11 protein-coding genes and 1 tRNA gene are annotated in these 14,126 nt (G+C 42.7%); 5 read left to right on the forward strand and 7 right to left on the reverse strand.

Annotated features, from left to right (window positions below; genetic code table 11):
* Positions 1-12: 12 nt before the first annotated feature.
* Together ABD960_RS18675 and dapF are read right to left on the reverse strand one after the other, a co-directional pair.
* Positions 13-486 carry a hypothetical protein gene (locus tag ABD960_RS18675; protein ID WP_345333608.1) on the reverse strand — a complete coding sequence of 158 codons (474 nt, stop codon included), beginning with the start codon at positions 484-486 and terminating at the stop codon, positions 13-15.
* 213 nt (positions 487-699) lie between these two features.
* The gene (gene dapF / locus ABD960_RS18680; protein WP_345333610.1) at positions 700-1,491 is read right to left on the reverse strand and encodes a diaminopimelate epimerase; all 792 of its coding nucleotides are present in this window, start codon (positions 1,489-1,491) and stop codon (positions 700-702) included.
* A gap of 187 nt (positions 1,492-1,678) precedes the next feature.
* On the opposite strand from dapF, the gene ABD960_RS18685 reads away from it, so the two are divergent.
* Positions 1,679-3,214: a Do family serine endopeptidase gene (locus tag ABD960_RS18685; RefSeq protein ID WP_345333612.1), complete on the forward strand. Its 1,536-nt coding sequence runs from the start codon at positions 1,679-1,681 to the stop codon at positions 3,212-3,214.
* A 75-nt stretch (positions 3,215-3,289) separates the two neighbouring features.
* Here the strand turns inward: ABD960_RS18685 and ABD960_RS18690 are convergent, their stop codons facing one another.
* Both ABD960_RS18690 and ABD960_RS18695 read right to left on the reverse strand, forming a co-directional pair.
* On the reverse strand, positions 3,290-3,808 hold the full coding sequence (locus tag ABD960_RS18690; protein WP_345333614.1) for a DinB family protein: 519 nt from the start codon (positions 3,806-3,808) through the stop codon (positions 3,290-3,292).
* Between the two features lie 736 nt (positions 3,809-4,544).
* Positions 4,545-5,993: a TonB-dependent receptor gene (locus ABD960_RS18695; RefSeq protein ID WP_345333616.1), complete on the reverse strand. Its 1,449-nt coding sequence runs from the start codon at positions 5,991-5,993 to the stop codon at positions 4,545-4,547.
* A gap of 364 nt (positions 5,994-6,357) precedes the next feature.
* On the opposite strand from ABD960_RS18695, the gene ABD960_RS18700 reads away from it, so the two are divergent.
* Positions 6,358-6,434, forward strand: a tRNA-Ala gene (locus ABD960_RS18700).
* A 49-nt stretch (positions 6,435-6,483) separates the two neighbouring features.
* Here ABD960_RS18700 and ABD960_RS18705 read toward each other — a convergent pair.
* Positions 6,484-7,734, reverse strand: a complete 1,251-nt coding sequence (locus ABD960_RS18705; RefSeq protein ID WP_345333618.1) for a glycosyltransferase 87 family protein — start codon at positions 7,732-7,734, stop codon at positions 6,484-6,486.
* A 133-nt stretch (positions 7,735-7,867) separates the two neighbouring features.
* Between ABD960_RS18705 and ABD960_RS18710 the strand changes: the two genes are divergently transcribed.
* Entirely contained in the window at positions 7,868-8,521 is a 654-nt protein-coding gene (locus tag ABD960_RS18710) for a TetR family transcriptional regulator C-terminal domain-containing protein (protein ID WP_345333620.1), read from the forward strand.
* A gap of 43 nt (positions 8,522-8,564) precedes the next feature.
* Positions 8,565-9,887, forward strand: a complete 1,323-nt coding sequence (locus ABD960_RS18715; protein ID WP_345333622.1) for an ABC1 kinase family protein — start codon at positions 8,565-8,567, stop codon at positions 9,885-9,887.
* On the opposite strand, the gene ABD960_RS18720 is transcribed toward ABD960_RS18715, so the two are convergent.
* Both ABD960_RS18720 and ABD960_RS18725 read right to left on the reverse strand, forming a co-directional pair.
* The gene (locus tag ABD960_RS18720; RefSeq protein WP_345333624.1) at positions 9,884-10,180 is read right to left on the reverse strand and encodes a DUF2752 domain-containing protein; all 297 of its coding nucleotides are present in this window, start codon (positions 10,178-10,180) and stop codon (positions 9,884-9,886) included. The two genes, ABD960_RS18715 and ABD960_RS18720, sit on opposite strands and share 4 nt — an antisense overlap.
* Positions 10,173-10,580 (reverse strand): DUF4199 domain-containing protein, encoded by a 408-nt coding sequence (locus ABD960_RS18725; RefSeq protein ID WP_345333626.1) that lies wholly within the window; start codon positions 10,578-10,580, stop codon positions 10,173-10,175. Before ABD960_RS18725 ends, ABD960_RS18720 begins: the two co-directional genes overlap by 8 nt.
* A gap of 156 nt (positions 10,581-10,736) precedes the next feature.
* On the opposite strand from ABD960_RS18725, the gene mfd reads away from it, so the two are divergent.
* Positions 10,737-14,090, forward strand: coding sequence for a transcription-repair coupling factor (gene mfd, locus ABD960_RS18730; RefSeq protein ID WP_345333628.1), 3,354 nt, complete (start codon positions 10,737-10,739; stop codon positions 14,088-14,090).
* The last annotated feature ends 36 nt before the right edge of the window (positions 14,091-14,126 follow it).

Raw genomic sequence — 14,126 nt, forward strand, 5'->3', positions numbered from 1 at the left:
GTTAAAAATCACTTATGCCATAACCGCCTCCGTAACGCGCTGTTCACTTGAAGCTTCGTTGCGATGTGGTGTTATAGTAAGCGCCGGTAAGCCACTTTTTTGGATGAGTATGGCCGGGTCAATACTCGCTTTGTTGATTTTTCCGGCGTGGCAATATTTAAAGTCAAGCACCTGATCTACCTCGTTTTCTTCTAAAAAGGCTTTAAATATGCTTAGCGTGCTGCCGTATAAAAACTCCACCTTTATCGCCCTTATTTGCGGATATTCATTTTTTAAGGCGGTACAGCCCTTATAAAAATCATCGCTAACCTGCTCATATTCCCGGCTTCTCCTCGATAGCATTAGCAGATCGGTAACCGAATCAGAAAGCTTGAACATGTGTATGAATATGAAATTGAGCGGTTCGCCCTTCAATTGTTCACAAACAAGCGGTATAGCTTTTAACGCTTCCGTGTTAAAATCCGTTGGGATGAGTATGGTTTGCATAGGTGTAACTATTTATATTAAACCCGGGTAATATTACCTATGCAATTTTACAGCGCTGAAATTAGAGTGCGCTAAGACAGTAATTAGGATTTTATTAGAATAAGCACATGGTGACGCCGGACGATTGTAATAAATTGCCCGGAACTTGTCATAGAATCTAATAATACAAGAATTGGATGGATTTTTATTAGAGAGTTATTAGAAGCTATGTTCTTATATTTCGATATAACCCTCAAAAACCCGTTCAGCAGGGCCTTCCAAAAATATTTCGGTATAGCGCTCGCCATCGTAATTGAAACGGATATTCAGATTTCCGCCTAACACTTTTATTGGGGTAGTAATGTGCCCGGTTTGATTGTTTTGGTTAGCCATGGCCAGTGCTACCGCAGTTACACCGGTGCCACAGGCAAAGGTTTCATCCTCAACGCCGCGCTCAAATGTGCGTACAAAGTAGCCGTTTCCATTGGTAAGCGGCTCCACAAAGTTTACGTTGATGCCGTTAGCCTTGTAAGTATTATTGTTACGGATAGCCGAACCTTCGTGAAAAACATCTTTGTTCTTTAAATCCTCCGTAATTGTTACATAATGCGGCGAACCAGTATTGAGCACATAGGCCTCGCCGTCGCGTTCTACCTTGTACACATCAATCATTTGCAGGCTCACCCAATTGCCTTCGTCTGAAATTTTGGCATGATGCGGGCCGTCAACTGCCACAAATTCTGTTTCACTCTCAATCACATTTAAAAAGCGGGCGAAAGCCACAATGCACCTGCCCCCATTACCACACATACTGCTCGGGTTACCGTCGGCATTATAATACACCATCTCAAAATCGTAACCGTCTGCGTTCTGCAAAAACATAATACCATCAGCGCCAACGCCAAAATGCCTGTCGCACAAACGTGCAAGCAGCTCCGGATTGTGATGATTTACAGCAAGTTGCCTGTTGTCAACCAATATGAAATCGTTACCGGCACCCTGGTATTTATAAAAATGAAGTTTCACAGTAATACGTATTAATAGGATGTAATATTAGCATATAATAATTAAAAACCTGTCATAGCGCGGTTAAATCAGGTTTAACACTTTTTAACATAAATGCTTATAACATCTCATTGCTCTTACCGTCTATATGGTATTATATTTGAACATTGTAATTAAACCCAGTAAACAAAAAATTATCAATAATAACATGAAAAAAGTTGGTTTAACATTATTAACCGCCTTTGTTGGCGGTGCAATGGCGTTAGGCACCTACAAAATCTTCGAAAAGAAGAATGCCGATGACATGACCTTTGAGGAACGCCAGAAAGTATATTTTACAAGTAACCCCATGACGGTATCCTCTGCCGGCTCGGTTGATTTTACCCAGGCTGCCGCGGCGGTTACTCCTGCAGTGGTTTACATACGTACTACGTATTCATCGCAGCAAGGTAATGGTGGCGGCAGCAGCCCGTTTGATGATATGTTTGGCGACTTTTTCGGTCAGCGTATGCGCCCCCGTGGCCCGCAGCAGGCTTCAGGCTCAGGTGTGATTATTTCGCCTGACGGTTACATTGTAACTAACAATCACGTAGTTGAAAAAGCGGACAAGATCACCGTTAACCTGAATGACCACCGTACTTTCCAGGCCAAAGTTGTAGGTACCGACCCAAGCACCGACCTTGCCCTAATCAAAATAAGCGGGAATGATTTGCCGATAGTAAAATTAGGCAACTCTGACGATGCAAAAGTTGGAGAGTGGGTGTTAGCTGTAGGTAACCCCTTTAACCTTAACTCTACTGTAACCGCCGGTATTGTTAGTGCGAAAGGCCGTAACATAGGCATTATCGGCAGTGAGAATAACGATGAGGATAGCAATCCTTTCGGTATGCGCCAGCGTCAATCGCAGCAGCCAAGGCTTAATAAGGCGATTGAATCATTCATTCAAACTGATGCGGCCATTAATCCAGGAAACAGTGGTGGTGCGTTAGTAAACACCAAAGGCGAGTTGATTGGTATAAACGCAGCTATTGCTTCACACACAGGCTCGTACGAAGGTTATGGTTTTGCCATCCCGATCAACCTGGCTAAAAAAGTATTGAATGACATCAAACAATTTGGCTCAGTAAAACGCGGTTACATTGGCGTAAGCTTCAGAGAGCTTAATGATGATGCCGCTAAAGACCTTGGCATTAGCCGTAACACCGGTTTATATGTAAGTGAACTGGTTGATGGCGGTGGCGCAGAAGCGGCGGGTGTTCGCAAAGGCGATATCATCACTAAGGTTGAAGGCAATCCGGTTTACGAGTCGTCAGACTTACAAGAACGTGTAGGCCGTTTACAACCCGGTGATAAGATCAATATCACTGTGTTGCGCGATGGCAGCGAGAAAAACCTTACTGTAACCCTTAAAGGTGAGGCAGCTGCGCCAAAATCAGCCGCGGTATCAAAATCGGCAGAGGAGCTGTTCAACAAACTTGGCGCCAGTTTCCAGCCGCTTACTAAAGCGCAAAAGGCCAAATTCCGTGTAAACAATGGTGTTGTGGTAACCCAGGTTCGTCCGGGCCGGTTGTTCTATGAAACCGATATTCCGGTAGGATCGATCATTACCAACATCAACAAACAGCCGATAAACAGCATTGCTGATATTGACAAGGCGATAACCAACCTGCGTAACGGCAACCTGATTATTACAGGTATCTATCCTGACGGAACAAGCTTTAACAATATGTTCCAGGTACAATAATATATTGATTATTAGTTTGCAAAAACGCCCGGTATTATGCCGGGCGTTTTGCTTTTATGGCGATTCAGTAAAACATTAATGCGTGGGTTCTGCCGCGAAGTCCTGCAATTCGTCGGCACTTGGGCCGTAGCTGCCGGGTATCGGCACATCTAACAGCCTTAAAAAAACGCCCAATTGTGCACGATGATGTACCAGCTGGCAGAAAGTAGTGCGTATCATTTCGGCACGGGTGCAGGTAACGTAAATTACTTCGCCGTTACGCAGTGTCCACTCAGGCAGAAGTTCGTCTTCGGTGGCGTTTTCAAGCCGTTCTTTCGCGCTTGCGTAGCTTTGCTCAAAAAATTCAGCTGCGGCAGCTGCGCTCTGGCAATTATGCTCAGTATAGCCGCTTGTGCCAAAATCAAGTTCGTTTGTGTTCAGCACCATGGTTACCCAACCCGGCAATTCGCCTATATGACTGGATAGTTGGCGCAACGTCATGCTTTTTGGGTGGGGTTGCCAGTCTAACTTATCTTCCGGAATAATGCTAAGCATTTTGCGGGTTGTAACGGCTTCCTCGGCCATTTCTTTTAATAACATCGGGATAATTTTCATAATGGTTGTTTCTAATTTGATTCAAAGTAACCACCCGGGAATGACAGCCCTATGTCAACAGTAAATGAGAATTTTTAAAAAACTAAATTTTTTTCTCTGATTGTCGTTTGATTTTTCTTGAACTCATTTTCACTTAGCACCCTAAACCCAGCGCAATACAAATATTTCGTCGAAATTGTTTGATAGATTTTTTTAAATTTTTATTCCTTTTTCAAAAAAATAAATGGCTAAACACAATTTTTTTTCGCTTTTTAACTGTTTCGTATACATATAAAATTACAAAAACATTTTAGCAAGCATAAATCGACTAAAGCGATTATATTTTTATTGTATGACATACAATATTGATTTTTTTGCGTGTTTTTGCCTGTTTTTTATGATATTAACAACTATTGCAATGGTTGGTTGCGATATGCACAATTTGCTGTATTTATATTTAAAATTTTTTTAAAAAAATATTTGCACGAAATTAAACTTAGTGTTATCTTTACACCGTTGAAACAACAACACAAAATAGTCTTCTCATAATTTAGGTTTATAATTGGTTAGTAAAGGCCTCCTGCCCATCAGGAGGCTTTACTTTTTTAAGGCATTTTTTAATTATCGCCATCAGTAAAGCATCGGCAAATTTTTTGATAAATTGTACGTGGTAAGCCTCAAGGCCTGCGCTTATACCTGGACTTAGATAAATATGTATTTAGAAGACTTTCACCATGCAGGCGGGCGCGGCAATTAATTATTGAGCAGGAGGAACTTCTTGCTCTTGTATATCAGGGTTATAATTAAAAAGCCTGCGCTCCTTTATTATCGAGGTTACCTTTTCAGGCACATACTCTTCCCAACCGGGTTTGTTATGTTTAATGAGATTCAGCACATTGTCTGACAAGATTTGCAGGTTAACCGCGTTAAAATCTCGAATATCGGCAATCTTGTCATTCGCTACCAGGTATTCGTACAGGTCGATGAGTTTAGGGGGTAAAGTAAATTTGGCTACATTAAGTATTTCACCATCCCGCAGCGTAGGATAAACGTATAGTTTAACCTTTCGGCTGAATAAGGTAGAGAACGACTCCAATATGCCACCAGGAAGGTTGGTGTAATGCTCTTCTGAGAAGATGTACTCCAGGTTAGGGTAACCCAGCACAATGCCAATTTTCAACTTGGTGATACCCGAGAGATACGCGGCCAGCTTATAATACTCGTGAAAGTTGGATATCATAACTGTTTGGCCCATGCTACAGAGTATATCTACACGGTCTAAAAAATCCTTCTCATCAATAAGGCCGGTTTCGTCGTCATCTCTCTCCTTAAGTGATTTCAGGGTGAGCTCCGAGAGCACTACAATATTTTCCTTATCTATATCGGGTTCCTGGGTAAACTGCTGTAATCCGCGTTCAAGCATTTCCACGTGAACGTTGATCAGCGGCCGGAAGCGGCCACGTACTACTACGATGTGTTTTTTGTAAAGTATTTCTGATGGCTGCTGGTTTTTTCCGTTCGGGCCAAATAGGGCTGCGTCAGAGAAACCGTACTTCACCAGGTAAAGGCTCATTAAACGGTTGTCGACCTTATCAAAATCCGGGCCCTCAAAATGAACCATATCAATTTGTATACGCCCTGTATTAAGGTCATGCATCAGCGATAGAAGGAAATCCTCGGGCGATTGCCGGTGATAAAAACAGGCATATAATAGGTTTACGCCCAATACACCTACAGCCTGTTGTTGCAGCACGTTATCGTTATCAAGCAGTTTTATATGTAATATTACCTCGTGCGAGGGCCCGTTGGGCACGGTTTGAAATCGTACGCCTATCCAGCCATGGCCTTCGTTTGTTTTATGATAGTTCAGGGCTGAAAAGGTACCCGAAAGCGCAAAAAAAGTAGTGCTGCTTCCGCGTAGCTCGGCAAGCCGCTCAATTAATAGTTGATATTCATGGTCGAGCATGGCAACCAATCGCTGGCGGCTTACATACCGCTTAATTTGCTGTGTGCCATATATCGCGTCAGAAAAGGTCATGTCATAGGCAGACATGGTTTTGGCGATGGTGCCCGCTGCACCACCCGCTTTAAAAAAATGCGCTGCTATATCCTGCCCGGCGCCTATCTCCGCAAATGATCCGTATATCTGCGGATCAAGGTTGATGGTAAGCGCCTTTTGCTTAGTTGATATATAATCGTTTTTCATAACCAATACCTCTTGTTAAACAACTGCTGAAATTTCTGACCGGCTTATTACTTTTAATAAGTTATGAATTGAAAATATCAACCTAACAAATTACAAACCATGCTAACAGACTTATTTACATTGGTGCAATTATAACAAATGTTATTCACCAGAAGTCCGTTACTGTGTAATCCTAACAGAATTCTAATCTCAATTAAGTACAGCGAAAAAGTGTTAAGGTTTTATTGCTAATAGTAAATTGATGTGCGGCATTTGGAATAATAAAAGTTAGGGCAAGCCACCCTTTCCGCGAAAAATAATGTCCCTTTTAATTATTTTCTTTTTAAGTTTAAAACGAACTCCTATATTTGCAGCCCAATCAAACGGGGGATTAGCTCAGCTGGCTAGAGCGCTTGCATGGCATGCAAGAGGTCATCGGTTCGACTCCGATATTCTCCACCAAACAAAAAGCCATCCTGCAACGGTGGCTTTTTTGCTTTCGTTCCCTTGGTTATTCAATATTCGTCGGCTTAATTTCTTCAAACTTAAATGTTGGTTTAAAACAGTATAAAACAATAACTAAAGCGATTCCGGCAAAAGTTAGCACTCTGTAATGCAAAAATAGCTCGTAAACATAGCTTGATATAATATCCCGGCCGATTAATGGTGTAAAATGAATCAACACTAAAAACAACAGCGTCCAGGTTAAATAGCTATACTTTTGTTTTAGCGTACTCCAATTAGTAACCAGGTACCACGCGATATAAATTAAAGCCGGAGCCATGAAAACGAATGCATAACGTTGCTGGTGCGGAAACAAAAGCGGTACAGCTATAAACAAATAACTCCGTTCCCAAAATAACCTGCGCTTGTCGGTTATAGTGCAAAACGGTGGCATTCGCAAAAAAAACAGCGTCAGTGCTACAAAAAACAAGCGTACCATATTCAGTATGATAAATACTGATTTAAACGGCAGATTAATAAAATTCCGTTTTACAGGCAAAACGCCTATCGTGTCGGTTATGTAAACCGGTATCATAGCTACCAGGCTACTCGGCCCGTTCTCCGCTTCAATAATCCATTCTTTATTATTAGGGTTGATAATGGCAAACCATTCGCTTAAAAGAAAGACATTCCGGTTCCATCCGATAAATATAGCCGGTACGCATAAATATGCAATATAAAAAACGCATGTAAGCGATGCCCCAAGAAATTGCCTTCTATAAATAAGGTATAAAAGGAATGGCAGCGGCAACAGCTTAATATTTATTGCCAACGCCAGTAAAGCGGCTCCGGCGATGGGTTTTTCGCGGTCAAAGAATTTAAGGCTTTGTAACGTGGCCCAGGTCAGAAATATGGTTACCTGTATGGTGGTCATATCGTACCGTATAAAGCGTGCCGTAAAGATTATTGACAACAGCAGCCAAAAGTTCTTTTGCTTTTGGGTTAAAGCGTTTGTATTGAAATAGCTTTGTGATATTCTCCAGATCTGGTACAGAAATACGCACGATAAAAACCCCCAGATAGTTTCAGCTACCAAAAGAGGCAGGTAACTGACTGGTGCCATTAGTAGGGCGAAAAACGGACTGTAATAGTATTGTAGATTTAATGCGAACGGAGGTTTATACAAGTTTAACCCTGAAATTAATTTTTCACCGGCATTTACAAAAACTTCAAAATCCCGGTCGCTTTTAGCGCAACCAAAACCAATTAACAGCGCCACCAGTAAAAGTATAGGTGTGATAAAGTTTTTCTTTGCCATTATTGTGTAAGAATGCCCGGGTTAAAAACCTATTTGGCTATTTATTAGTATATTGTAGTAATACAATATGTATACAAATCGTTATTTAATTAAAACGTGGCAAGTTACTATTTATGTAACTAAAAATTAAATTATGACAACAGTTGAAAGCATACAAAACGCGTATATTGATTATGTGCTGACCGAAGGGACCCAGCCCAAATCTGTTTATATTTTTGCTAAGCAGAACGAGATGACTGAAGAAGAGTTTTATCGCTTTTTCGGGTCATTTGACGGTGTGGAGCAAAGCATATGGGTCGACATGGCCAACAAAACGCTTACCGAGATTGAGGCGCAGGAGGTTTGGATTCAGTATAGCGCGCGCGAGAAAGCCCTGTCTTTTTTTTACGCTTTTTTTGAGTTGTTAAAAGGCCGCCGAAGCTTTGCGGTTTATAGCCTGAACAGCCATGCACGTACTTTGGGTTCGCCGGTGGTGCTTGACCAGTTAAAGGTTGTTTTTGAAAATTTTGCTGAAAGTATTTTAAAGCAGGGCCTGGAGAGCGGTGAACTATCAGACCGTAAATTCTTTGCAAAACGCTACAAGGATGGCCTTTGGATGCAATTTGGCTTTGTACTTAACTTTTGGATAAAAGATAATTCAGCCGGATTCGAAAAAACAGATGAGGCGATTGAAAAAGGCGTAAACGTTACTTTCGATTTGTTTGAGCGTACACCAATTGATAACCTGTTGGAGTACGGCAAGTTTTTATACAACAACAGCAATATTAAAGATAAGGTGGGTTTATAACCCCAAACGGTGAAGCAGAAGCCTGTAATGGGCAAAGATGATTATGAGCGAAACGCCCAAAGAACAAAACAGCATACCTACCAGTAAAGTACAGCGATCAGCCAAGTTTGTTAAAACCGGGCTTAAAATTGGCGGTAATTACGTTAAGCATTATTCAAAAAAACTGTTTAACCCGGAGTTAGATAAGTCGGAGCTTGACCAGGATAATGCGGCCGATATTTATCAATCATTAAGTGAGCTTAAAGGCAGCGCTTTAAAGGTTGCGCAAATGCTCAGCATGGATAAAAACCTGCTTCCGCAGGCGTACGTAGATAAGTTTTCCCAATCGCAGTATAACGCGCCGCCATTGTCGGGGCCGCTTATTGTACAAACTTTCCGTAAATACTTTGGCAAAACACCCGATCAGATATACGACAAGTTTAACCTGCGTTCAACCAACGCGGCATCCATTGGGCAAGTGCACCAGGCCGAGCTAAATGGTAAAAAGCTGGCGGTGAAAATACAATATCCGGGTGTTGGCAACAGCATATCATCTGATCTGAAACTCGTGAAACCCTTTGCCTTTCGCTTATTGGGAATGAATGAGCGCGAACTGGATATTTATATGCATGAGGTTGAGGAACGCTTGCTTGAAGAAACCGACTATGAACTGGAAGTACGCCGCTCTATAGAGTTTTCAACGGCCTGCGCTATCCTCAACAATGTGGTGTTCCCAACATATTACCCTGAACTTTCGAGCAAGCGTATTATTACCATGGATTGGCTGGAAGGGAAACACCTGCGCGAGTTTCTGGCTACAAATCCATCGCAGGAGTTGCGCAATCAGATTGGGCAGGCGCTTTGGGATTTTTACAACTTTCAGCAACATGAGTTGCGGGCGGTTCATGCCGACCCGCATCCGGGTAATTTTTTAATAACGCCTGACGGTAAACTGGGCGTTATTGATTTCGGCTGTATCAAAGAGATGCCTGAAGATTTTTATACGCCGTTCTTCTCCCTCACCTCAACTGACCTGTTAAGTAATAAAGAGGAAACTATCAAAGCATTCCGCATGCTGGAGATGATACATACCAATGATAGCCCTGCGCAAGTGGAGTTTTATTACAATGCTTACAAAGAGATGATCAGCCTTTTTGCTATGCCTTACATCAACAGCATGTTTGATTTTGCGCAAACAGCGTTTTTCGATAGCTTGTATCAGTTTGGTGAAAAGATATCGAAGATGCCCGAGTTTAAACAACCCCGCGGAGTAAAACACTTCATCTATGTAAACCGTACTAATTTCGGCCTGTACAATATTTTACATGAGCTTAAAGCAGAGGTACGTACCGATACCTACAAACCACACGTGGTGCTGGAATATTAATTGAATTTTGCAGGAACGATATTGCTTTTGGCCAGGGTGATGATACGCCACGCTATTACAATCAAGGCCGGTATACCTAACCAATGGGCTTGAAACGAGTTGCTGATATTGCCTCTGAAAAGCCACGAAATAGAATGGCCCAGGCCACAGCCCGGGCACCAGCCGATACCCGCCATTTTTAGGGGGCATAAGCTAAAATGTGTTTTGGCGGCGGGATCAGTAATCGCGAGCGCTATAAGCGCCGCTACCAAAAAGCATAATTCAAAATATTTAGCGAACAGTTTTTTAATCAATTTTTTCGGACTTGGTTGCGTATAGTAAAGATACACCAAATGCACTTATTACACCAACCAGCAATGCACCGAACATACGGCCAGAAAACTCTTCGAAATTATTGCCGCTGGATACATAATTGATGAAAACTATAGCAGCAAACACAGCTAAAATACCACCAAAAATTAGTATTTTAAAGCTTTGAACCAGAGCTTCTAAAAAGCCCATTTTTCCATTAAGGTAATTGTCGCGGTAATCCTTAATGGCGATGAGCAGGCCAATAATTGGTATCAATGCCGAAATGTACTCAAAAGGTGATGCCTTTGAATCTTCCAGATTGTAACCGGTTTTGTACATAATAAATAACCAAAGGCCGCTAAAAATACCAATAACCACTCCGGATAGTAATGCGTTTTTCATCTTTATAAATATAAAAGTTAGGTTAAACTGTACTGTCGGCACTTATAGCGCCATGCAGATAATAAAGCGCATTAAAGCTGCTTTTGTTTGAACTTTATGTCACAATTTGGGTTATTCTAAATAAAAAAGGCACTTTTAAGTATATTTGCGGCAATTTTGGATATACGTGATATTTTAGAACGTTACAAGGCTGACAAGAGGGTAACGGCATTAGCATCAGCGCTTAACGCCAGGAAAAACCCGAGGGTTCAGCTGCGTGGTTTGGTTGGCTCAGGTGATGCCGCCATTGCGGTAGCATTGTATTTTTTGCAGCACAGGCACATGATATTTGTGCTGCCCGAACGGGAAGAGGCTGCCTATTTTCAGGCCGACCTGGAGAGCCTTACCGGTAAAGAAGTACTCCTGTTTCCGTCATCATACCGCAAGCCTTTTGAATTTACCCAGCCCGATAGCAGCAATGTGCTGGCGCGCGCCGAGGTTTTAAACGAACTCAACCATTCATCAGAATATGGCCGGCTGATTGTTACCTATCCTGAGGCTCTGGCTGAAAAGGTGATAGACCGCTCATCACTTGAAAAAAACACGCTCGAAATGAGTGTGGGCAGCAGCTTAAGCATCGACTTCATCATTGAATTTTTAGTAGAGTACGATTTTGAACGGGTTGACTTTGTTTATGAACCCGGTCAGTTCTCGGTACGGGGTGGCATAGTGGATATCTTTTCGTTTTCGCATAACCTTCCTTACCGGGCAGAATTCTTCGGCGATTACGTTGAATCTATCCGGACTTTTGAGATTGATAGCCAGTTATCGGCAGAGCAGGTTAAAAGCATTACCATCGTACCTAACGTACAATCAAAATTCCTTACTGAAAATAATATATCACTGCTTGAATACGTAGAGCCCGATACGCAGGTATGGATGAAGGATGTTCAATTCACCCTGGATATTATTAAAACAGGGCATAAAAAAGCTACGGAGTTATGGAAGGCGTTATCGGCTGATGAAAAGCAGCAAAACCCCGAATGGATTGACCCGAAATTTAGTTTTACCGATGAAAAGATGATTGCCGACCAACTGCGTGATTTTGCCGTAGTTGAGTTTGGTAAACAGTTTTTTTACGAGGCCGATGAGCAGATGCATTTTGAAATGCGTCCGCAGCCATCCTTCAATAAGGATTTTAGCTTGCTGATCCACAACTTGAAGAATAACGAGGCTGATAAGATAGAGAACTTTATTGTTACCGATTCGCCCAAGCAGATAGAGCGCCTTTATGCTATTCTGGACGATTTGGACAAAACCATTAAGTTTACACCGATAAACATAGCGCTGCGCGAAGGCTTTGTTGATCATGAACAGCACCTAGCCTGCTACACTGATCACCAGATATTTGACCGCTATTACAAATACAAGCTCAAAAAAAGCTACCAACGCTCGCAGGCCATTACTTTAAAAGATCTGCGGGAGTTAAAGTCAGGCGATTACGTTACCCACATTGATCACGGTATAGGTAAGTACGCCGGATTAGAAAAGGTTGAGGTTAACGGCAAAACACAGGAAATGATTCGGCTTATTTATGCTGATAACGACCTGTTGTACGTAAACATTAACTCGCTTAACCGTATCTCCAAATACAGCGGTAAAGAGGGGCATCAGCCTAAAATGAATAAACTGGGTACTGATACCTGGGAGCGGCTGAAGAAAACAACAAAAAAAAAAGTTAAGGACATAGCCCGTGACCTGATCAAGCTTTACGCTGTGCGTAAGGCGCAAACGGGTAATGCATTCTCTCCTGACAGTTATCTGCAAACCGAGCTGGAGGCTTCCTTTTTATACGAGGACACCCCCGACCAGGAAAAAGCTACGCTTGATTTCAAGAAAGACATGGAATCGCCACACCCGATGGACCGTCTCATTTGCGGCGACGTGGGTTTTGGTAAAACAGAGGTGGCCGTACGCGCTGCGTTCAAGGCCGTTGCCGATAGTAAGCAGGTAGCCATATTGGTGCCCACCACTATTTTAGCGGCGCAGCATTACAAAACATTCAGCGACCGATTGAAGGGATTTCCCTGCAATATTGATTATGTTAACCGTTTTAAAAGCAGTAAGCAGATCAAGGAGACACTGGAGAAGCTGAAGGAAGGTAAGGTTGATATCATCATCGGTACCCACCGTTTGGTGAGCAAGGACGTTAAGTTTAAGGATCTGGGCCTGATGATTATTGACGAGGAGCAGAAGTTCGGCGTATCAACCAAGGAGAAGCTGAAACAAATGCGTGCCAATGTGGATACGCTAACGCTTACGGCTACGCCCATACCACGTACCTTGCACTTCTCGCTTATGGGCGCACGCGATTTGTCGATCATATCAACCCCGCCGCCAAACCGCCAGCCGGTAGTTACCGAGCTGCATGTATTTAACGATAAGCTGATAAAAGAAGCCGTAGAGTTTGAGCTGGCCCGCGGCGGTCAGGTCTTCTTTATCCATAACCGGGTGAGTGATTTGCCGCAGCTTGGCGGATTGATTCGCAAACTGGTTCCACACGCGCGCATTGGCATAGCCCACGGCCAATTGGATGGCGATGCGCTGGAAGATGTGATGATGAAGTTTGTGAATGCTGAGTACGATGTACTGGTAGCAACCACCATTATTGAAGCCGGTTTGGATATACCTAACTCCAACACCATCATTATAAACCATGCCCACATGTTTGGCCTGAGTGATTTGCACCAGATGCGCGGCCGTGTAGGGCGGAGCAATAAAAAAGCATATTGCTATTTGCTGAGTCCGCCACTTTCAACCCTCACAAGCGAGGCACGTAAGCGGTTGAGCGCAATTGAGGAGTTCAGTGACCTGGGTAGCGGTTTCAATGTAGCCATGCGCGATCTGGACATTCGCGGCAGCGGTAACCTGCTGGGTGCCGAGCAAAGCGGTTTTATAGCCGAAATTGGTTTTGAGATGTACCATAAGATATTGGATGAGGCTATACAGGAGTTGAAAGATGACGAGTTTAAGGAGGTATTTCCGGATGATAAGCCACGTGCCTTTATATCATTTACCCAGATAGATACAGACCAGGAGATATTGATTCCGAATGAATATGTAACTAATTTGTCTGAAAGGTATAATCTGTATACTGATCTATCAAAACTGGAAAATGAAACTGAACTGATCGCTTTCAAACAGCAGCTCCATGACCGTTTTGGCCCCGTACCACCACAGGTTAATGATCTGCTGAATACCATGCGCCTGCAATGGCTGGGCAAGGCAATAGGCTTCGAAAAAATATCACTTAAAAAGAATGTATTGCGCGGTTATTTTATAACTAACCAACAATCGCCATACTTTGAAACAGATGCATTCAGACGCGTACTTACCTTTGTTCAGGGTAATCCACGCCGCACTAACCTTAAAGAAGTTAAAAACACGTTGCGACTAAGCATCGACAGTGTAAGTACCATTGATGAGGCGGTGGAGCTATTGAGTGAGGTTGCAGGTGTGGTAGAAGTATGAGCCAATCTGTAAAAGCAATAACAATAAAAGCAGCTC

Origin of the sequence: Mucilaginibacter defluvii (assembly GCF_039543225.1) — a bacterium.
GTDB lineage: Bacteria > Bacteroidota > Bacteroidia > Sphingobacteriales > Sphingobacteriaceae > Mucilaginibacter > Mucilaginibacter defluvii.

Excerpts from the sequence above, each read along its gene's own strand:
- ABD960_RS18725 (WP_345333626.1), bottom strand. The coding sequence starts at position 10,580 with ATGAAAAACGCATTACTATCCGGAGTGGTTATTGGTATTTTTAGCGGC.
- ABD960_RS18685 (WP_345333612.1), top strand. The coding sequence starts at position 1,679 with ATGAAAAAAGTTGGTTTAACATTATTAACCGCCTTTGTTGGCGGTGCA.
- ABD960_RS18695 (WP_345333616.1), bottom strand. The coding sequence starts at position 5,993 with ATGAAAAACGATTATATATCAACTAAGCAAAAGGCGCTTACCATCAAC.
- ABD960_RS18675 (WP_345333608.1), bottom strand. The coding sequence starts at position 486 with ATGCAAACCATACTCATCCCAACGGATTTTAACACGGAAGCGTTAAAA.
- ABD960_RS18715 (WP_345333622.1), top strand. The coding sequence starts at position 8,565 with ATGAGCGAAACGCCCAAAGAACAAAACAGCATACCTACCAGTAAAGTA.
- ABD960_RS18705 (WP_345333618.1), bottom strand. The coding sequence starts at position 7,734 with ATGGCAAAGAAAAACTTTATCACACCTATACTTTTACTGGTGGCGCTG.
- ABD960_RS18690 (WP_345333614.1), bottom strand. The coding sequence starts at position 3,808 with ATGAAAATTATCCCGATGTTATTAAAAGAAATGGCCGAGGAAGCCGTT.
- ABD960_RS18710 (WP_345333620.1), top strand. The coding sequence starts at position 7,868 with ATGACAACAGTTGAAAGCATACAAAACGCGTATATTGATTATGTGCTG.